Source organism: Pseudoalteromonas sp. R86517 (genome assembly GCF_042466295.1).
Taxonomy (GTDB): domain Bacteria; phylum Pseudomonadota; class Gammaproteobacteria; order Enterobacterales; family Alteromonadaceae; genus Pseudoalteromonas; species Pseudoalteromonas atlantica.
The window spans coordinates 2,412,501-2,431,214 of record NZ_JAXHCB010000001.1 but is presented as its reverse complement, the minus strand read 5'-3'; the positions used below and the strand labels follow the sequence as shown (position 1 = coordinate 2,431,214).

The 18,714-nt window shown below is 41.7% G+C and carries 16 protein-coding genes (1 of these 16 cut by a window edge); 11 read left to right on the top strand and 5 right to left on the bottom strand.

From position 1 onward, the window contains the following. The first annotated feature begins 24 nt into the window (after positions 1–24). From ribBA to SJY38_RS10915, 6 genes are all read left to right on the top strand, one after another. Positions 25–1,137, top strand: a complete 1,113-nt coding sequence (gene ribBA, locus SJY38_RS10940) for a bifunctional 3,4-dihydroxy-2-butanone-4-phosphate synthase/GTP cyclohydrolase II (protein WP_286740550.1) — start codon at positions 25–27, stop codon at positions 1,135–1,137. A 101-nt stretch (positions 1,138–1,238) separates the two neighbouring features. Next, positions 1,239–1,703 carry a 6,7-dimethyl-8-ribityllumazine synthase gene (ribE, locus tag SJY38_RS10935; protein ID WP_286740548.1) on the top strand — a complete coding sequence of 155 codons (465 nt, stop codon included), beginning with the start codon at positions 1,239–1,241 and terminating at the stop codon, positions 1,701–1,703. 15 nt (positions 1,704–1,718) lie between these two features. Next, positions 1,719–2,129: a transcription antitermination factor NusB gene (gene nusB, locus SJY38_RS10930; protein WP_004586866.1), complete on the top strand. Its 411-nt coding sequence runs from the start codon at positions 1,719–1,721 to the stop codon at positions 2,127–2,129. Positions 2,130–2,223: 94 nt separating this feature from the next. Further along, positions 2,224–3,198 (top strand): thiamine-phosphate kinase, encoded by a 975-nt coding sequence (gene thiL / locus SJY38_RS10925; RefSeq protein ID WP_004586867.1) that lies wholly within the window; start codon positions 2,224–2,226, stop codon positions 3,196–3,198. After that, complete coding sequence (locus SJY38_RS10920; RefSeq protein WP_024031690.1) at positions 3,195–3,680, top strand: phosphatidylglycerophosphatase A; 486 nt, start codon at positions 3,195–3,197, stop codon at positions 3,678–3,680. Before thiL ends, SJY38_RS10920 begins: the two co-directional genes overlap by 4 nt. 37 nt (positions 3,681–3,717) lie before the next feature. Further along, positions 3,718–6,804: a ligand-binding sensor domain-containing diguanylate cyclase gene (locus tag SJY38_RS10915; RefSeq protein WP_029773767.1), complete on the top strand. Its 3,087-nt coding sequence runs from the start codon at positions 3,718–3,720 to the stop codon at positions 6,802–6,804. A 50-nt stretch (positions 6,805–6,854) separates the two neighbouring features. On the opposite strand, the gene SJY38_RS10910 is transcribed toward SJY38_RS10915, so the two are convergent. The 4 genes from SJY38_RS10910 to SJY38_RS10895 all read right to left on the bottom strand — a co-directional run bounded on the left by SJY38_RS10910 (position 6,855) and on the right by SJY38_RS10895 (position 12,256). Continuing rightward, positions 6,855–8,966 (bottom strand): hypothetical protein, encoded by a 2,112-nt coding sequence (locus tag SJY38_RS10910; protein ID WP_286740567.1) that lies wholly within the window; start codon positions 8,964–8,966, stop codon positions 6,855–6,857. Between the two features lie 192 nt (positions 8,967–9,158). Continuing rightward, entirely contained in the window at positions 9,159–11,021 is a 1,863-nt protein-coding gene (gene dxs / locus SJY38_RS10905) for a 1-deoxy-D-xylulose-5-phosphate synthase (RefSeq protein WP_029773765.1), read from the bottom strand. Positions 11,022–11,123: 102 nt separating this feature from the next. Then, on the bottom strand, positions 11,124–12,011 hold the full coding sequence (ispA, locus tag SJY38_RS10900; protein WP_126006121.1) for a (2E,6E)-farnesyl diphosphate synthase: 888 nt from the start codon (positions 12,009–12,011) through the stop codon (positions 11,124–11,126). 2 nt (positions 12,012–12,013) lie between these two features. Continuing rightward, positions 12,014–12,256: an exodeoxyribonuclease VII small subunit gene (locus SJY38_RS10895; RefSeq protein WP_004586873.1), complete on the bottom strand. Its 243-nt coding sequence runs from the start codon at positions 12,254–12,256 to the stop codon at positions 12,014–12,016. Positions 12,257–12,571: 315 nt separating this feature from the next. Here SJY38_RS10895 and pomA point away from each other — a divergent pair, with 315 nt between their 5' ends. From pomA to SJY38_RS10875, 4 genes are all read left to right on the top strand, one after another. After that, complete coding sequence (gene pomA / locus SJY38_RS10890; RefSeq protein WP_377109744.1) at positions 12,572–13,339, top strand: flagellar motor protein PomA; 768 nt, start codon at positions 12,572–12,574, stop codon at positions 13,337–13,339. A 2-nt stretch (positions 13,340–13,341) separates the two neighbouring features. Beyond that, positions 13,342–14,262, top strand: coding sequence for a flagellar motor protein MotB (locus tag SJY38_RS10885; RefSeq protein ID WP_004586875.1), 921 nt, complete (start codon positions 13,342–13,344; stop codon positions 14,260–14,262). Positions 14,263–14,473: 211 nt separating this feature from the next. Then, entirely contained in the window at positions 14,474–14,980 is a 507-nt protein-coding gene (locus tag SJY38_RS10880) for a hypothetical protein (RefSeq protein WP_377109743.1), read from the top strand. 45 nt (positions 14,981–15,025) lie between these two features. Next, on the top strand, positions 15,026–16,966 hold the full coding sequence (locus SJY38_RS10875) for a DNA topoisomerase III (protein ID WP_377109742.1): 1,941 nt from the start codon (positions 15,026–15,028) through the stop codon (positions 16,964–16,966). 22 nt (positions 16,967–16,988) lie between these two features. On the opposite strand, the gene SJY38_RS10870 is transcribed toward SJY38_RS10875, so the two are convergent. Further along, positions 16,989–18,302 carry a M20 family metallopeptidase gene (locus SJY38_RS10870; RefSeq protein ID WP_377109741.1) on the bottom strand — a complete coding sequence of 438 codons (1,314 nt, stop codon included), beginning with the start codon at positions 18,300–18,302 and terminating at the stop codon, positions 16,989–16,991. 94 nt (positions 18,303–18,396) lie between these two features. On the opposite strand from SJY38_RS10870, the gene SJY38_RS10865 reads away from it, so the two are divergent. Next, positions 18,397–18,714: the 5' portion of a tetratricopeptide repeat protein gene (locus SJY38_RS10865; protein ID WP_024031324.1), read on the top strand. 540 nt of this gene lie beyond the right edge of the window; 318 of the gene's 858 nt are visible here — the first part of the coding sequence; it begins with the start codon at positions 18,397–18,399; its stop codon lies off the right edge, out of view.

Below are 18,714 nucleotides of genomic sequence, written 5' to 3'. Positions count from 1 at the left end.
CTGATAACTTACACGAGCAAATTTATGAATTTACACAGCGCACAAGAAATCATCGACGACATTAAAGCCGGTAAAATGGTTATTTTAATGGATGACGAAGACAGAGAAAACGAAGGTGATTTAATCATTGCAGCAGAGCACATTAGCGCCGAAGCAATTAACTTTATGGCCACTCATGGCCGTGGCTTAATTTGTTTAACTATGACGCAAGAGCGTTGTGAGCAGCTTGATTTACCGTTAATGGTTAAAAACAATGGCGCAGCGTTTTCTACTAACTTTACTATGTCGATTGAAGCATCTAAAGGTGTAACAACGGGTATATCAGCAGCCGATAGAGCGCGTACAGTTCAAGCGGCAATTGCAAAGGGTGCTGTACCAAGTGATATTGTACAACCTGGACATATTTTTCCTATTATGGCACAACCAGGTGGCGTGTTAACGCGCGCAGGCCACACCGAAGCTGGCTGTGATTTGGCACGTTTAGCCGGCCTTGAAGCCTCATCAGTTATTGTAGAAATTCTCAATGCCGATGGCACTATGGCGCGCCGCCCAGATTTAGAAATATTTGCTAAAGAGCACGGTATTAAAATTGGCACAATTGCAGATTTAATTGAGTACCGAAACCTTAACGAAACCACCATAGAGCAAGTGGCTAAGTGTAAATTACCCACTGAGCACGGTGAGTTTGATTTAGTAACCTACAAAGATACGATTGACGGCCAACTGCACTACGTATTGCTAAAAGGTGAAATTAAAGAGCAAGAGCCAACGCTTGTGCGCGTGCACTTACAAAGTACCTTTAACGATATTTTGCTTTCAGACAGAAGTGCGGACCGTAGTTGGGGGCTTTCTGATGCAATGGCTTACATTGCAAAAAATAACGGTGCACTGGTTATTTTAGGCAAACAAGAAAGCACCGAAGAGCTAGAGGCCACAGTAAAAACATTTGCTGCTGCCGATGCTGGCGAAAATGTTACGCCGCGTAAATTTAAAGGCACATCACGCACTGTTGGTGTGGGCTCGCAAATACTGGCTGATTTAGGTATTAAGCAAATGCGCTTAATGAGTCGCCCTAAAAAGTATCATGCACTTTCGGGCTTTCATTTAGAAGTGGTTGATTACGTTGAGCCACAATAAGGGCTCAGCTTTTAACTAGTCTATTTTTTTATTTTTATGGTATGATGCGCAGCAATTTTTGCGCAATCGCAACCGCTTGAACATATTTTTAGGGTTATCAAATGAAAATTATTGAAGGTAATAAGTACGCTCCAGGCAAAAAATTCGCTATTGTTATTTCTCGTTTTAACGATTTTATTGGTAGCAGCCTACTAGAAGGTGCTGTTGATGAGCTAAAGCGTACTGGTGACGTAGCCGATGATGACATTACCGTTGTGTATGTACCCGGTGCAGTAGAGTTACCTTTAGCGGCAAAACGCATTGCGGCAAAAAAAGAGTATGATGCAATCATCGCATTAGGCGTAGTGATCAGAGGTGGTACACCACACTTTGACCTCGTTGCTGGCGAATCTAACAAAGGCCTTGCAAATGTATCGCTTGAGTATGATATCCCGGTTGCATTTGGCGTATTAACCACAGAAAGCATTGAACAAGCAATTGAACGCGCTGGTACCAAAATGGGTAACAAAGGCGGCGAAGCGGCATTAGGCGCGCTTGAAATGGTTAATGTGTTAGATAAAATTTAAGTTTAAGGAATTTTTGTGAAACCAGCAGCAAGACGTAAAGCACGTATCTTAGCACTTCAAGCCGTTTATTCTTGGCAATTAAGTGGCAATTTAATTGCCGATATCGAACAACAAATGTTGATCGAAAACGACGTGACTAAAATTGATGTTGAATACTTTAAAGATTTAGCGCGTGGCGTTGCCGTTAATTATAAGCAACTAGATGAAGCTGTATCTCCGCATTTAACACGTCCATTTGATGATTTAGATATGGTAGAGCGTGCAATTTTACGTTTAAGCGCGTATGAGCTTAAATTCCGTGAAGATGTGCCATATAAAGTAGCAATCAATGAAGGCATTGAGCTTGCTAAAATATTTGGCGCTGAAGACAGCCATAAATTTGTAAACGGTGTACTTGATAAAGCTGTTAAGCATTTACGCAAGTAATACTAGCCTTGCTAAAGCGCTCTGCTAAAGAGCTTAGCTTTAACAGTTAGTACACGTTAAAAAGGAGAGCCGGCATAGGTCGGCTTTTTTGTGTATGAAGGAATTTGAATTAATAAACCGCTACTTTAAAGGTCGTGGTATAACTCGTCGTGATGTAAGCCTAGGAATAGGGGACGACTGTGCATTAGTTACCGTTCCGCAAAACTGCCAACTTGCAGTAACAACTGATACGCTTGTATCGGGTGTTCATTTTTTTGATGACATTTCTCCCCGAGCATTAGGACACCGAGCACTGGCCGTAAATCTAAGTGATTTAGCAGCCATGGGGGCTGAGCCTACTTGGGTGTCGGTGGCATTAACCTTACCAAATATTAACCAGCAGTGGATTGAAGAATTTACTGAGGGAATGCACGAAATTGCTGAGTACTTTAATGTACAAATAATTGGTGGCGACACTACGCAGGGCCCTTTAACAGTTACTATATGCGCTAAAGGCACTGTGCCAGAGGGCAAAGCTTTACGCCGTGCAGGTGCTAAAGTGGGCGACTGGGTATGTGTAACCGGCACGCTAGGTGATGCCGGCTTGGCTATTGAATCTCGCAAGCGTGGCCTAAGTATTGAGCCTGAGCACTTAAAGTACATAAATAGCCGCTTTGATTACCCCACTCCACGGGTGGCTGCAGGGCAAGTATTACGTGGCCTTGCTTCATCAGCTATTGATGTGTCTGATGGCCTTATGGCGGATTTAACCCACATACTTGATATGTCACAAGTCAGCGCCAGTATAAATATTGAAAACATCCCAACCTCTGACGCTATGCGTTCAAGCCTGAACTTTGAGGCGCAATTGCCGTATATTTTAGGCTATGGCGATGACTACGAATTACTTTTTACTGTCTCTGAAGATAATAAAAGCATGTTGGAGCTTAAATTACGTCAATACGGCGTAGAAGCAACGTGCATAGGGCAAATAAAAAGTGGCGAAGGGCACATTGAGCTTTTACACCACGGTGAAAAATTTAATTTTGAGCAACAGGGCTTTGAGCACTTTGCCAAGGAGCAGGTTTGACTAGCAAAAAACAGTTTAATTTAAAGCGCCCGCACCAGTTATTTGGCCTAGGGTTTGGCACTGGCCTTGCGCCTGTTGCGCCAGGCACCTTTGGTACATTTGCTGCTTTACCATTTATTTTTATGACCATGTATTTTCCGCTTTGGCTACAAATCGTGTTTGCCGTGGTTATTAGTATTTTTGGTATTTGGGCGTGTGGCAAAACCGCCGATGATTTAGGTGTGCACGACCACCCAGCCATAGTGTGGGATGAAGTTGCGGGTTATTACATTACGATGATTGGTGCAGCGCTTAGTTGGCAAACCTTACTTGTAGGCTTTTTATTATTTAGATTTTTTGATATTGCCAAACCTGGCCCGATCAAAACGCTCGATAAGCGAATGGACGGCGGCGTGGGTATAATGGCTGATGATGTACTTGCCGGTATTTTTTCGCTTATTTGTTTGCAAGCGTTAATAAAAGCAGGTTTACTACCCTTTTAATTTTTGTGTTTTATTTGTTTAACTAGGTGGCAGCGAAATGATGCGATTTTTACTGGTATGTGTACTTATGTTGTGTGCCATGCCAAGTTGGGCTTCTATTACTGATTACGTTGTTAAGCAATGGAATATCAAAGATGGCTTGCCCTCGCAATCGCTAAAAAGTGTTGTGCAAGATCAGCAAGGCTATATGTGGGTCGGAACGCAATTTGGTCTTAGTCGTTTTGACGGCACAACTTTTACTAATTACAACACACAAAATAGTCCTTTTTTGCCAAGCAATGGTATTAATAAACTGCTCATAGATAGTAATGGCTATCTGTGGGTGGGCACTAAAAGTGGCTTGGTGGTCATAAACCCGCAAACGCTTGCCGCACAAGAATTTAATATTAAAGGCCCAGTTAGAGACATATTAGAAGATGCCAAGGGCAGCATTTGGATTGCAGCTAATGGACTTTATTATGTAGACCGCAACCAAGTTGATTTACGTGATAAAGCGAACGAACTCGTTCCTATTGTAAATGCCACTGTGATCACCCAAATAGTGGGGTCGGTTAGTCAAATGGCGCTTTCTCCAGAGGGGATTTGGCTTGTCAACGACCGTCATTTACTACGCTTAACTAAAAGCGCCTCGGATTTTTCAAAACTCAGGTTGGAGTTAACAGCTAAGGTGTCATTGCCTGAGCGGTTAGCACAAACCATTGTTCATGATCTGTCTTTTTTAAATGGTAATTTATATTTAGCCTCTGAACTGGGTGCTTACTTTTTAGATTTAGACGATGAACTAAGACCTTTCCCGCTTCCGAATGCGAATAACTCAGCTGTGTATAAATTTATGAGCGACACCAATGGTGGCTTATGGGTTTCTACTTATGGACGACTGCTTTTTAGAGCTAAGTCGGGTGAATGGCAATGGGTTGAGCCAAGTCAGCTAGATCAAAGTATTTGGTTTGCCGATATTTACCGCGATAGCCAAAATAATATTTGGCTTGCAAGTTTTAGCGAAGGCTTATGGCTTGCACACGAAGGGCGTATTGAGCGCCACTCTGCTTTATCGCAAATGACAGAGGCCGTTATGGCAATTAGCCAAGCGCCCGATGGTAATTTATGGGTGGCAAATAAAAGTGGTATTGGTTATTTCGATTTAAATAAAAACTTTGTCAATAAAATACCCAGTGCGCAATTTGGCCGCGCAACAGTACACGACTTACAGTTTGATGGCTCGCGTTTATATATAGCGACCGGACGAGGGCTGTTTTTTTACGAGCAAGATAAACTATACAGTTTTCCTGGCAGAGCGCTGCGCGACAATCCGGTATTTGCTATTAGCCCATCAAGCAAAGGCGGTTTTTGGATAGGTACAGGGCGTGGCTTGTATAGGCTGAGTTATGGCGGGTTAACACCCTTTGCATACAATGCCTTTTTAGGCAGTAAATTTATAACGTATGTGCTCGATAAAGCAAACTTTGGTGTAATAGGGACCAGTAAAGGGGCATATTACTTTACTGACCGTGGCATTGAAAAAATAGGTGACCAAACTTCGCTCGAAAGTGCATACATCACCAGCGTATTACATATAGATGGTGTAGGTATTTTAATTGGCTCGCTTAATGACGGCTTATTTTACAGAAGTTTACAAGGGCATTGGCGACAGTTAGATGCAGCCAACGGCTTACCCTATGGCTCTATTTTTAGCCTAGAGTATGACGAAACTTATAAGCGTGTATGGGTAAGTACCATGAAAGGTGTTTACCGTATGCCAGTAGCGCAATTTAAATCAGAGGTGTCGAGCTTAAAAGTGGAAGAGGTTATTTCTTCTTTTGATAGGCAGCTCGATGGTAAAGCAAGCCAGTGTTGTAACGGTTTAGGACACGATGCCGTTGCCATGACCGATTATTCAATTTGGTACCCAAGCTTACAAGGCATTGTAGAAATACCTAAAAATACCGAGCTATTTGGCCTAAATGTATTAAAGCCTAAAGTAGAAACACTAACCACACCACTGCGCGCGTTAACTACCGCAGCATTGGGCGAAAAGCCTTTACTAGATACTGATGAGCGCGACATAACGTTAAAGTACACCGCCATCGATTATTATGCGCCAAATAGTATTGAGTTTAGATATAAGTTAAGTGGGTTAGATAGCGATTGGCGCTATGCTAATGCACGCCGAGAAGCCATTTATACAAATTTACCGGCGGGGTCATTTTTATTTGAGCTTGAGGCAAAACGCCAAGGCGAAGATTGGGACAGAGCGCAAACTGTCGAGTATGCATTTGTAGTACCGCAGCGCTTTGACGAAACTATTTACTTTAGATTGCTAATTGTTAGTGGGTTTATTTTACTGTTTTACTTTATTTTTTGGGTATTTAGAGCGCAAGAGCGCCGTAAGCAAGAAGTACTCGAAGCGCTGGTTACAGAGCGTACATTAGAGCTGCGCCAAGCTAACGATAAATTAGGCCAAGTAAACTCACAGCTTAAACTAGTTAGTCACTCAGATGAGCTTACAGGGCTACGTAGCCGCCGCTTTTTGTTTGATCAGCTCCCTAAAGATATTGAGCACTTCCAACGTAATGCACAGTCTTTACAAGCGCAAGGTAAGTCACTTGTACTGCTTATTATCAACTTTGATAACTTTAGCCGTATAAACGATGCGTATGGCCCAATAGCAGGAGATAGCTGCTTACAACAAATGGCAGCGTTACTTAATTCGCGTACCCAAGGCTCTGACTATGTAGCACGCTGGAGTGGGGATGAGTTTTTATTATTGCTGCGCGATTTTAAGTGCAACATGATTGACAGCTATGCCTCTGATTTATGCCAAGCAATCGCATTAAATTCGTTTCAATTACCAAATGGTAAAACAACCAATATTACGGCTTCATTGGGGTGGTCTTTTTACCCACTGCCGCTTTTAGGTGGGCAAGTAATAAGCTGGGAAACGTCGATAAACTTAGCCGATATAGCGCTTCATCAGGTTAAAAAACGCGGTGGTGACGGTGTGGCAAATATTACGTTTGATAAACAGTTGGATGCGTTTGAGTTTGAGCAAAATTCGAATGTAGATCAGCAGCTGGGTATTTTACAAAGTAATGGCTTAGCAGATATTAAAGTGTGGATGCGATAATGCCCAACCTACAAAAGTAGGTTAGGCATGGTGAGGGTAACGCTATTTAATTACTGGTTTAGCCACGCTGGTAAAATAGCCACTGACTCAGGTGCACTAAATGCCATACTTGCATCGGCACTTATATCTCCCCCTGCGGTACTTAAAATATTATTAAAGCGCATAACTACGTTGTTAGACTTTTCGGCAACGTATAAATCGGTTCCGCTATACATAATATCAACAGGGTTTCCTAATAATGTATTGGGCCCGCTAATCGTCGCGCTTATATTAACTAGTCCCGAGGCATTTGCGGTATTATTTAATACATAAATTTTGCCATCGTCAGCAACGGCTGCGCTGCCTACATCAGAAAGTATTAACGCACCACTTAATGAGTCGTAATCTATTCCATGAATATTGGTAGGCGCTGCCAGTGCTTGTGAATTATTGGCAGGTGTAATTAATCTATCTTCTGTACTTATTGTGGTCTCGCCACTTAGTAGCTTATTTTTAACTTGATCAAATACCGCTACAGTGCCATTAGTTAGCGCAACAAAAGCGCGGTCAGTGTTACTGTCGTAATCAACATCCCACGGGCGTGCATTATTGGCAAAAGTTAAGGTCATAAGAGGTGATACATCGCCGGTGGCACAGCTTGAAAATATAGCAATGCTCGGCGTGGTTTCATTATTTTCAGCCACAAAAATCATTCCACTATCGGAGGCAATATCTAATCCTTTAGGTGAAATAAGGCCTGTATTGCTTCCTGAAATCAGTCTATCTTGGCTGGCGTTAAATGTTTCGCCATCACGGTTATAAGCCACTTTAGTAGAGATGACGATTCCGCCCATTCCTGTACTGGCATTATCGAATGTTGCGTAGCTATTACCTGCTTTATCAAAGCTAACGCTTTCTATCGTTTGGCTTGCATTATAGCTTGCAAGTTCGCTACTTAATGCTGTATTTAAACGGCTAATTTGGCCTGTTGTATCACCCGCAGTGCTTGGATTACTGGATACGGCTACGCCTAATAGCGCCATATTAGGCTCAGTACTATCTGATATATCAGCCATTGAGCTTTGAGTTAGCGTGTTAGTAATTGACTCTGGCTTAGTAGACGCAGTATTTAAATCGGGCGCTATATCGCCACTTTCACCGGCAAATATATTACTAAACACTAAAATTGCATCGTTTGATTTTTCGGCCACACGTAAATCGCTACCCTCAAGGGTAATATCTACAGGGTTGCCTAGCATAGTCGCAGGGCCTGAAATACTGCGTGCAACAGATGTATTACCTTGCGCAGTTGAGGCATTATTAATAACAAAAAGCGCGCCATCGGTAGCATCTGATGCGCTACCAACATCCGATAAAATAAGTTTATTGGTGGTTTCATCATAAACAATGCCGTGAATATTTACCGATATTTGCACACCATCGGCATCGCTTGGTGTAATAGTACGACTTGGCATAGCGGTAAATTCACCGCTTACAAAATTATCGTAAACCGCGACATCACCGTTGGTAAGTGCTACATAAAGTCGGTCGTTTACGTGGTCATAATCAACATCCCACGGGGCGGCTTCGGTAACAGTAGTAGCAAGCGGCGCGGCATCTCCCGCTGCAGCACTGCCAAATGTGGTAATTTGCATGGCACCAAAATCAGCTATAAATATCAGCCCGCTATTTTTTGCAATCGCTATGCCCTTAGGGTTAACCAATGTAGTGGCAGGGCCTGTAATTTCACGGTCTTGATTAGTACTAAAGCTTGCACCATCATCGCGATTGGCAAGTTGGCATATAGTTTTAATGCTACCATTTTCGCTGTCGCTTGCTTGTATTAAATTACCGAGGCTATCAAAGGCTACGCCTTCATTTGCAGTGGTATTAAAGGTTTTTAATTTGGCAGCGTTCTGGTTTATTAAATCAACAGTGCCTGCGTTTTGCTCACCGTTATTAGCTAAAATAAACGTGGCAGCACTAAAGCCGGGGTTACCGTTTGTGCCATCGCTTCCATCTTGACCATCTGCTCCCGGCGTACCGGCTAAACCGTTTTCTCCATCATCACCGCTACACCCTGAAATACCAAGTACTATCCCAAGCGCTAATGCTGAAAAACAAAGGGGGCGTTTAAGTGAAATGTTTTGTGTATGAAGGTGAGTTAAATTAGCTTTTTTCATCATTTTTACCTTTTAATATTCCATCAAATGAAAGTAAATAACGTGCCTGTTTATACTCCTCAGTACGTACTATTTACTGTGTTAACCTCATAGAGATAACGCGTAGAAATACACATTGGATGCAAATATTTAAAAATAAAAAACAAAAAAGGAGCCATCAGGCTCCCTTTAAAAACTAGCTAGCAAAAATAATTAAGCGATAAACGATTTTATTGAATTTAAAATGCCTTGTTCACCTAAGCCCATTTCATCATGCATTTGCGCTTGTGTGCCGTGCTTAATAAATTCATCAGGAATACCTAAGTTAAGCACTTTTAGGTTGGCTTTTTGCGCTGCTAAATATTCATTAACCGCTGAGCCTGCGCCACCACAAATAGCGTTGTCTTCAAGCGTTACTATTACATCATGAGTTTGGCTAAGCTCATCTAATAAACTTGTATCAAGTGGCTTAATAAAGCGCATATTAACTAGCGTTGCCCCTAGCTCATTTGCAGCAAGTTGCGCGTTTTCAAGCAAAGTACCAAAGGATAAAATAGCAATTTTAGCACCTTGCTTAATGGTATTGGCTTTGCCTATTTCTAGTAGCGTCATTTCGCTTTGAATATCGGCAGTACCGGCACTACCACGAGGGTAGCGAACTGCTACAGGGCAATTAGCTTTATAACCGGTATAAAGCATATGGCGGCACTCGTTAGTATCACTTGGGGCCATAATAACCATGTTGGGAATACAGCGCATAAAGCTTAAGTCGTACGCACCTTGGTGTGTTTCGCCGTCGGCGCCTACAATACCAGCGCGGTCTATAGCAAAAAGCACAGGTAAGTTTTGCAGTGCAACATCATGGATAAGTTGATCATACGCACGTTGTAAAAAGCTCGAGTAAATAGCTACAACGGGTTTTAACCCTTCACAGGCAAAACCGGCGGCCAATGTGACAGCGTGCTGCTCTGCTATGGCTACATCGAAATACTGCTCTGGGTGTTCTTTTGAAAAACGCACCATACCTGAGCCTTCACGCATTGCTGGGGTAATAGCCATTAATTTTTTATCTTGCTCGGCCATATCACACAACCAATCACCAAACACCTTAGAGAAAGTGGCGGCGCCAGGTTTAGATTTAGGTAAGCTTGATGTATTAGGGTCAAACTTTGGCACACCGTGATAGCCAATAGGATCAGCTTCTGCGGGTTTATAGCCTTTTCCTTTTTGGGTTTTTATATGTAAAAGCTGAGGCCCTTTTAAATTACGCATATTACGCAGTGTATCTACGAGCATATTTACATCGTGGCCATCAATTGGGCCAATGTAATTAAGACCTAGTTCTTCAAAAAAGGTACCTGGAATAACCATTCCTTTTAGGTGCTCTTCTACTTTACTGGCAAGCTCTTTAACAGGAGGCACGCCAGAGAGTAACTTTTTACTGCCTTCGCGAATATTTGTGTAAAAGCTGCCAGATAAAATACGCGCAAAGTGATTAGTTAACGCACCGACGTTTTCAGAAATCGACATTTCGTTATCATTTAAAATGATTAACATGTCAGATTTTACATCGCCTAAGTGGTTCATTGCTTCAAATGCCATACCTGCTGTAATGGCGCCATCGCCTATAACAGCAACAGTTTTGCGGCCTTTACCTTCTTTTTGAGCCGCAATAGACATACCAAGCGCTGCCGAAATAGAGGTACTTGAATGGCCTACGCTAAAGGTATCGTATTGGCTTTCTTCACGAAAAGGGAATGGATGTAATCCGTCTTTTTGGCGAATTGTATGCATTAAATCGCGTCGTCCCGTTAAAATTTTATGCGGGTACGCTTGGTGGCCTACATCCCATACAAGGCGATCTTCTGGTGTGTTATACACATAATGTAGAGCAACGGTAAGCTCAACAGTTCCTAAACCAGACGCTAAATGGCCGCTACTTTGCGAAACAGAGTTGAGTAAATAGTCTCGTAACTCGTTGCTAAACGCAGGGAGTTTATCTTGCGCTATATCGCGTAAGTGGGCTGGTTCGTCAACCAAGTTAAGTAATGGATACTTGCTACTATCAAGTGTCATGGTATTTATTTTATCCTTCGCTAACACCGGTGCTAACTTATTAGTTGTTACCGCTGTTGAGTAATAATGTCAGTGCTAAATGGCAATACGTATATGTAACACTCAATGGTCACGTTTAATCAGGTAGTTTGCCAGCGCCGCTAGAGTAGAGGTATCAGCATCTATTTTGTTTAATGCTTGATGCGCTTGCTCTATTAAATTTTGCGCCATTTGCTTGGCACCTTGCATACCTAATAGGGCCGGATAAGTTGCTTTATTAGCAGCTAAATCAGATCCTTGTGGCTTACCTAAAGTAAATGTGTCACCTTCAACATCTAAAATGTCGTCGTGCACTTGAAATGCCAGCCCTATAGCATACCCAAAAACACGTAAGTTTTCTAAGGTTTGTTTGTCTGCTTTTTCGCTACATAATGCACCCAATGTAATGGCACAGTTGATTAAGGCACCCGTTTTTAATTTATGAATTCGTTCAAGCTGTTGTACTGTAATCACTTTATCTGTGGCTGCAATATCTAGCCCTTGCCCGCCGACCATGCCTTCAAGCCCCGATGCTTTAGCCAGTGCGCTGATCATTTTTACTTGTGTTGACGCGCTGCAGGTAAAATTGTGAGCCGAGATAAGCTCAAAGGCCAATGTTTGTAGTGCATCGCCCGCTAAAATTGCGTGCGCATCGTCAAACTCTATATGGCAAGTTGGGCGTCCACGGCGAAGGTCGTCATCATCCATGGCTGGTAAATCATCGTGCACCAACGAGTAGCTATGAATACACTCAATAGCAGCAGCAAGAATATCTAAATCTTGCTTATTAGCTCCGAGCATTTCACCACTTGCGTAGACTAAAAAGGGGCGTAAACGCTTGCCACCGTTAAATAAGCCGTACTGCGTAGCTTCTTTTACTGTGTGTGCGGTATCAAGGGGTTGATCAAAGTACTGTTGCAGGGTCTTTACGACATCTTGTTGAGCACATTCTATTTTTTCTTGTATGCTCACGGTTATTCCATATCGTTGTTAAATGAAGTAAGCGCTGCTTTTTCGTCATTACCCATCAAAATAGACACTTTTTGTTCTGCTTGTTGTAACTTACCCGTTGAGGCGTTAGCTAAGGCTATACCACGCTCAAATTGCTTTAACGACTGCTCAAGCGATAAATCACCTTGTTCCATTTCACCGACAATGGTTGATAGTTCTTCGAGTGCTTGTTCAAAACTTAGGTTTTCAGGTTTTTTAGTCGCCATGTTTAATTTCAGCCAGCATGATAAATTTAGGAGCCAATTTTAGGGGGAATGCTAAACTAGGTCAAAGGATGATCGTTGTTTTTTGAGTTATATCAGTTTAAATCGCATTTTTACCATGTATAAGATGCGTATTAGTGCTCACTGTGTACAATAAAATTAATCAGCCGCTAGGCGAGTAGGGTATCTTGATCTAAAATTAGGCCAAACACAGTGTTTTACACTTTTTTCAAAAATGGCTTAAGTATTTCAGTATCTTGCCGATAAGCAGTTAATAATAAAAGTTTGAATAACAAAGTATAATACTTTGGAGGAAATGTGGATTTAGCAACCATAATTGGGATCCTTGGCGCAATTGGTTTAATTGTCATGTCCATGTTTATGAGTAGTAGCGGTGAAATGGGGATGTTTGCCGATGCGCCTTCTAGTGTAATTGTATTTGGTGGCTCACTATTTATTGTGTTATCAAACTTTACCTTGTCGCAGTTTTTGGGCATAGGTAAAGTTGTTGGTAAAGCATTTATGTTTAAAATCGAATCGCCAGAAGAGCTGATTGAAAAAGCAGTTGAACTTGCTGATTCTGCCCGTAAAGGGGGGTTTTTAGCCCTCGAAGAAGCCGAAATACCAAACCCTTTTATGCGCAAAGGTGTAGATATGCTCGTTGATGGCCACGATGCTGATGTAGTTCGTGCCACGCTTCAAAAAGACATTTCTTTAACCACAACTCGTCACGAACTGGGCGCCAGTTTATTTAAGTCACTTGCCGATATAGCCCCAGCAATGGGTATGATAGGAACGTTAATAGGCTTAGTTGCTATGTTATCTAACATGGATGACCCTAAAGCCATTGGCCCCGCAATGGCGGTGGCATTATTAACTACTTTATATGGTGCATTTTTAGCAAATGTAGTGGCTATTCCTATTCAGGTAAAACTTGAGCTTCGTAAAGACGAAGAAGCCATGAATCAGCGTCTAATACTGGATGCTATTTTAGGTATTCAAGATGGCCAAAACCCGAAAGTAATAGAAGGTATTTTGAAAAACTATCTTGCTGAGTCTAAGCGCAAAGTAGATACCGAGGAGTAACCATGTCTGATCAAGAGTGCAAATGCCCACCCCCAGGTTTGCCTGCTTGGATGGGAACATTTGCCGACTTAATGTCGCTTTTAATGTGCTTTTTTGTACTTTTGCTCGCGTTTTCAGAAATGGATGTACTTAAATTTAAGCAAATAGCAGGCTCGATGAAGTTTGCATTTGGTGTGCAAAACAAAATAGAAGTAAAAGATATCCCTAAAGGGACCTCGGTTATTGCTATGGAATTTACCCCTGGTAAGCCTGAACCTACCCCGATAGAAACCATTCAGCAACAAACCGTTGAAATGACCCAGCAAATGTTAGAATTTCAAGCGGGTGATGAAAGCTCTGCTGGTGGTAGACAAGAGCAACGTGGCGATAAACGTGGTGGCGAGTCACGTAGTACATCGCAGCAGCAATCTTCAGAGCAAGCAACTTCAGCCGCCGATCAAGAACAAACTAACGAGTTAGTGAAAAAAATAGCGCAGCAGCTCGAAAAACAAATTATCGATGGTGCAATCGAGCTTGAATCTTTAGGGCAGCAAATCATTATTCGTATCCGTGAAAATGGCTCATTTCCCTCTGGCAGTGCTTTTTTACAACCTAAGTTTAAGCCCATAATTCAAGATATTGGTGAGTTATTAAAAGATGTACCTGGAGAAATTACGGTATCGGGTCACACCGATGATTTTCAGGTTTCTAACGAGTTATATATTAATAACTGGGACTTATCGTCAAAGCGTGCTGTAGCAGTCGCAAGCGAATTACAAACGGTACAAGGGTTTGATAAAAACCGTATGATGGTAGTAGGGCGTGCTGATACTCGTCCACTTGTGCCGAATGATTCAAACGAAGATAGGCGTAGAAATCGCCGAGTAGAAATATCAATCTTACAAGGTAAGGCTAAAGAGTCAGACCCTATTGATGTGCGCTAGGCGAGTAGCGGGCGCTAATTTTTCTAATTAAGTTTCTTTTTAAGGTACTTAATCACCTAAGTATCTTGGCAAGCTCATTATTTTAGCTTAAAGTACATTTCCTTAACATATGTAATGGATGCGCTGTGAAAGTTATAATTAAATATTGTGATATGCCAGGTAATGGTGATGGTACCGACGACGATACAAAAGAAAAATAAGGTAAAACATTTTGCCTGATTGGTTTTTGTATTTCGTTAGTATTTTAAGTAAAAGCTGGGTCTTTATGCTAAGCCCGGCTCTTTTAATATTTTTTATATTTAAAGATTACTTAGCCTTTAGGTTTGCATTACTGACCGTCGCTTTTTTCTTCTTTGGGGGGATAACAGCCTCTAGCTTGAGAGAGTTTGACGATATTTATATCTATCGTTATTTAGTATGGGCGGCTACCGATATTATATGGATGGCGTTAATAGCTTATTGGGGAATAAAAGATAAAGTTTATTTATGGCAATGCGTTATTGGTCAGTTAGTGGTTATTGGCGCACCTATATTACAATTATTCAGATTAGTTGACCGTCACCTTTGGGATTTAGCGTACAGCACCATTATTTACAAAACGTTAATGCCCTTTATCAACATTGGCACCGTCATAGTGTGTTATTTACCTTTAATTATGCTTTTCGCTAAAAAAAGTAATTCCCCCTCAAAAATAGAAAGCGCTCCACCTTCTAAATAGCTGTGCTAAACTACTGTTCATATAAACAGTTAATGAGCAACTCCCATGAAACTCTATATCGCAGAAAAGCCATCACTTGGCAGAGCTATTGCTGATGCATTGCCAAAACCACATAAAAAACACGATGGTTATATAGAAGTGGCTAATGGTGACTGTGTCTCGTGGTGTATAGGGCACTTACTTGAGCAAGCTGAACCTGATGATTATGATGCGCGTTTTAAAAAGTGGCAATTTGAACACCTCCCCATAGTGCCACAGCAATGGCAGCTCAAGGCAAAAACGAAAACGCGTAAGCAATTAACTATTTTAAAAAAGCTAATTAAGCAGGCATCAGTACTCGTGCATGCGGGGGATCCCGATCGCGAAGGCCAATTGTTGGTTGATGAAGTCATAGAGCAAGCCAAAATAAGTAAAACCAAAAAGCAAAGCATTCAACGTTTACTTATAAGTGATTTAAATTTAGCGGCGGTAAAAAAAGCGCTTACTACTATGCGTTCAAATCGTGAATTTATTCCGCTTAGTGTATCGGCGCTTGCGCGTTCACGTGCAGATTGGCTATTTGGTATGAACCTTACGCGTGCTTATACGCTGGCGGGACAAAAAGCAGGCTTTGGCAATGTGTTGTCAGTGGGTCGCGTACAAACCCCAATTTTAGGTTTAGTGGTTAATCGGGATAACGAAATAGCTAACTTTGTGTCAAAACCATTTTATGAAGTGTTGGCGCATTTAATAACCCCTGAGCAGCAAAGCTTTGTGGCCAAGTGGGTACCAAGCAAAGCCTGCGAGCCGTACCAAGATGAAGAGGGCCGCGTTTTAAATAATGCATTAGCCGAAAACGTCGCCTCGCGAATAGCCAATCAACCAGCTGAAGTCACTGCGCTCGAACAAAAACAAAAAAAACAAAGCGCGCCGCTGCCTTATAATTTATCGGCACTGCAAATAGATGCTGCAAAGGCATTTGGTATGGCAGCTCAGCAAGTACTCGATATTTGCCAAACGCTCTATGAGCGTCATAAGTTAATTACTTACCCTCGTTCTGATAATCGTTATTTGCCTAAAGAGCATCATGTAGATGCGCCTGCAATTTTAAAAGCAATTGCAGCTAATGGCGGTCAAAACACTGAGTTTGTGAATGGGGCAGACGCTAAAAAACGCAGCAAATGTTTTAACGATGAAAAAGTGGCTGCACACCATGCAATTGTACCTACCGCTAAACAACTAAAAACAGCGACTTTGGCGGCTGATGAAGCAAAAGTATATCAACTTATTAGCAGGCATTACCTAATTCAGTTTTACCCCGATTACATTTATAACGAAACTAAAGTAGAGGTAACAATTGCGGGAGGTTTATTTAAAGCCAATGCAAAGCAAGATGTAAGCTTAGGATTTAAGGTATTAATGGGCAAAGCCGAGCTAAAAGATGAAGCAACCTTGCCTCATTTAACAAAAGGCATGGCGCTTAACTGCACTAAAGGTGAAGTGGTAGAAAAACACACTACGCCACCGTCTCATTTTACTGATGCAACATTGCTAAGTGCCATGACCGGCATTAGTCGTTATGTAAAAGATTCACAAATTAAAAAAATACTCAAAGAGACCGATGGGCTAGGAACAGAGGCAACCCGCGCAGGCATTATTGAATTATTATTTAGGCGTCGTTTTTTAAAGCGCGAAGGTAAATCAATTAAAGCAACGCAAACAGGCTTGGCACTTATTAGTGTTTTACCAGAGGGTTTAGCTAGCCCCGATTTGACCGCTAAATGGGAGGCGAGTTTAGGCAACATTGCTCAACAAGCAATGAGCTACCAACAATTTTTACAACCACTGCTGGTGGAGCTTGAAGGTTTTGTACAGCAAGCAGCTAGTTGTGATAGCCATGTATTTTCAAAGCTGCCTAAAACACCGCCTAAAAAGCGCTTTGCTAAGGGTGGTAAAAAAGCAGCATTTAAAAAATCAAATTATAAAAAGAGCTCAGCAACCACTTAATCGCTGAGCTCTCAAATACGGCTTATTTTTTATTAAATAACGCGACTGCAGCGTTACTCATGGCTTTTATACCGGTCGGTAATGCTACTTTATAATCTGGTGCAAATTTACTTGAGTGTAATGAAGGAAGTGTTTGGTTACTTTTCATCGCATTTGTATATTGCTGCTGGTTTACTCCACCTAACCAAAATAACGTAATAGGAATGTTTTCATCAGTTCTACCGTATAGCCCAAAATCTTCACCAGCCATAACCGCTTTTGTCTCAAGTACATTAGTTTCGCCAATTGCATCAGCAATAGCACTCCTAACAATGTTAGTTTGTTGAGGGTTATTGTAAGTAGATGGAATAGATTCATCTTCATGAACGTGAACAACAGGGTAGTGTGACTCAGTAAGGCCAGCACTTTGAGCAATACCCGCTGTAATACGTTTTATTGCTGCTATTTGCGCCGTCCGTACCTCTGGGTTGTAGCTTCTAAGCGTAAGCTGTAGTTTTACTTCATCGGAAATCACATTATGCTTTGAGCCACCATGAATAGAGCCCACAGTCACAACAGAAGGCTCAAGTGGAGAAAGCTCGCGGCTTGTGATTGTTTGTAATGCTAATACCGTACGCGCCGCAATAACTACAGGGTCTACGGTAGTGTGTGGGTAGGCGCCGTGTCCGCCTTTACCTTTTATAGTTATATCTACCGAATCAACACTTGCCATGGTGTATTCATTTTTCATTGATACCTTACCCGCAGGCACGCTGGCACTAACATGCAGCGCAATAACATGATCAGGTTTAGCATATTTACTAAATAAGCCTTCACTTAACATGGCTTTTGCTCCACCGCCAACTTCTTCTGCAGGTTGAGCAACCATCATTAACGTTCCTTGCCACTTACTTTTATGGGCAATAAGTTGCTCAGCAGTACCAATAAACGAGCTCATATGTATATCGTGGCCACAGCCATGCATTACTCCTACTTTATTCCCATGCTCATTGGTCACTTGTACTTTAGATGCATAAGGTTTACCGGTTTGCTCTGTGATTGGTAGGCCATCGGTATCAGTACGAATCATTATTGTAGGGCCGGTGCCATTTTTATAAATCCCTACCACACCGTAGCCGCCCACATTATCTGTTACGTCAAACCCAAGGTTTGTTAATTGCGATGCTATTTTTTGGCCAGTTTCTTGTTCGTGATATGAAAGTTCTGGAGATTGATGTAAGTTGAGGTAAAACTTTTCAATAGCTGGCATACTCTTAGTTAAATCTAAGTTTAGTGACTTAGCGTAAGTGAGTGGGCTTGCTATCATAAATGCTACAGCTAGATAGGTGATTTTCATGTTTTCCCTCATTATTTGAAAGTATTTAATACTTGTATTTATTATGTTCGTCTCCATATAAAAACCTAAATAAATGAATATGGCAATTAATTCAATGAGCAACATAGTTAGTATCAACGCACAAAACCTTCAGCAAGTACTCGGTGAAACATCACAACAAAAGTTGGTGCTGCTTAACTTCCACTCGCCACAAAGTCCTGAGTGTATTAGCCAAATCGGTATATTAGAAAATTTAGCTACGCAATATAAAGACCATATTGTAGTGGCTAATCTTGATTGTGACGCAGAACAAGCACTCGCCTCGCAATTAGCGCAGCAGGTTGGCTTGCAAACCTTACCTACACTTGTGTTGTTAAAAGATTCAGCTCCAGTAGATTTATTAGCGGGTGCACAAACAGACGCGCAAATTCGC

Excerpts from the sequence above, each read along its gene's own strand:
- ribBA (WP_286740550.1), top strand. The coding sequence starts at position 25 with ATGAATTTACACAGCGCACAAGAAATCATCGACGACATTAAAGCCGGT.
- ribE (WP_286740548.1), top strand. The coding sequence starts at position 1,239 with ATGAAAATTATTGAAGGTAATAAGTACGCTCCAGGCAAAAAATTCGCT.
- thiL (WP_004586867.1), top strand. The coding sequence starts at position 2,224 with ATGAAGGAATTTGAATTAATAAACCGCTACTTTAAAGGTCGTGGTATA.
- SJY38_RS10915 (WP_029773767.1), top strand. The coding sequence starts at position 3,718 with ATGATGCGATTTTTACTGGTATGTGTACTTATGTTGTGTGCCATGCCA.
- SJY38_RS10910 (WP_286740567.1), bottom strand. The coding sequence starts at position 8,966 with ATGAAAAAAGCTAATTTAACTCACCTTCATACACAAAACATTTCACTT.
- dxs (WP_029773765.1), bottom strand. The coding sequence starts at position 11,021 with ATGACACTTGATAGTAGCAAGTATCCATTACTTAACTTGGTTGACGAA.
- SJY38_RS10895 (WP_004586873.1), bottom strand. The coding sequence starts at position 12,256 with ATGGCGACTAAAAAACCTGAAAACCTAAGTTTTGAACAAGCACTCGAA.
- SJY38_RS10885 (WP_004586875.1), top strand. The coding sequence starts at position 13,342 with ATGTCTGATCAAGAGTGCAAATGCCCACCCCCAGGTTTGCCTGCTTGG.
- SJY38_RS10875 (WP_377109742.1), top strand. The coding sequence starts at position 15,026 with ATGAAACTCTATATCGCAGAAAAGCCATCACTTGGCAGAGCTATTGCT.
- SJY38_RS10870 (WP_377109741.1), bottom strand. The coding sequence starts at position 18,302 with ATGAAAATCACCTATCTAGCTGTAGCATTTATGATAGCAAGCCCACTC.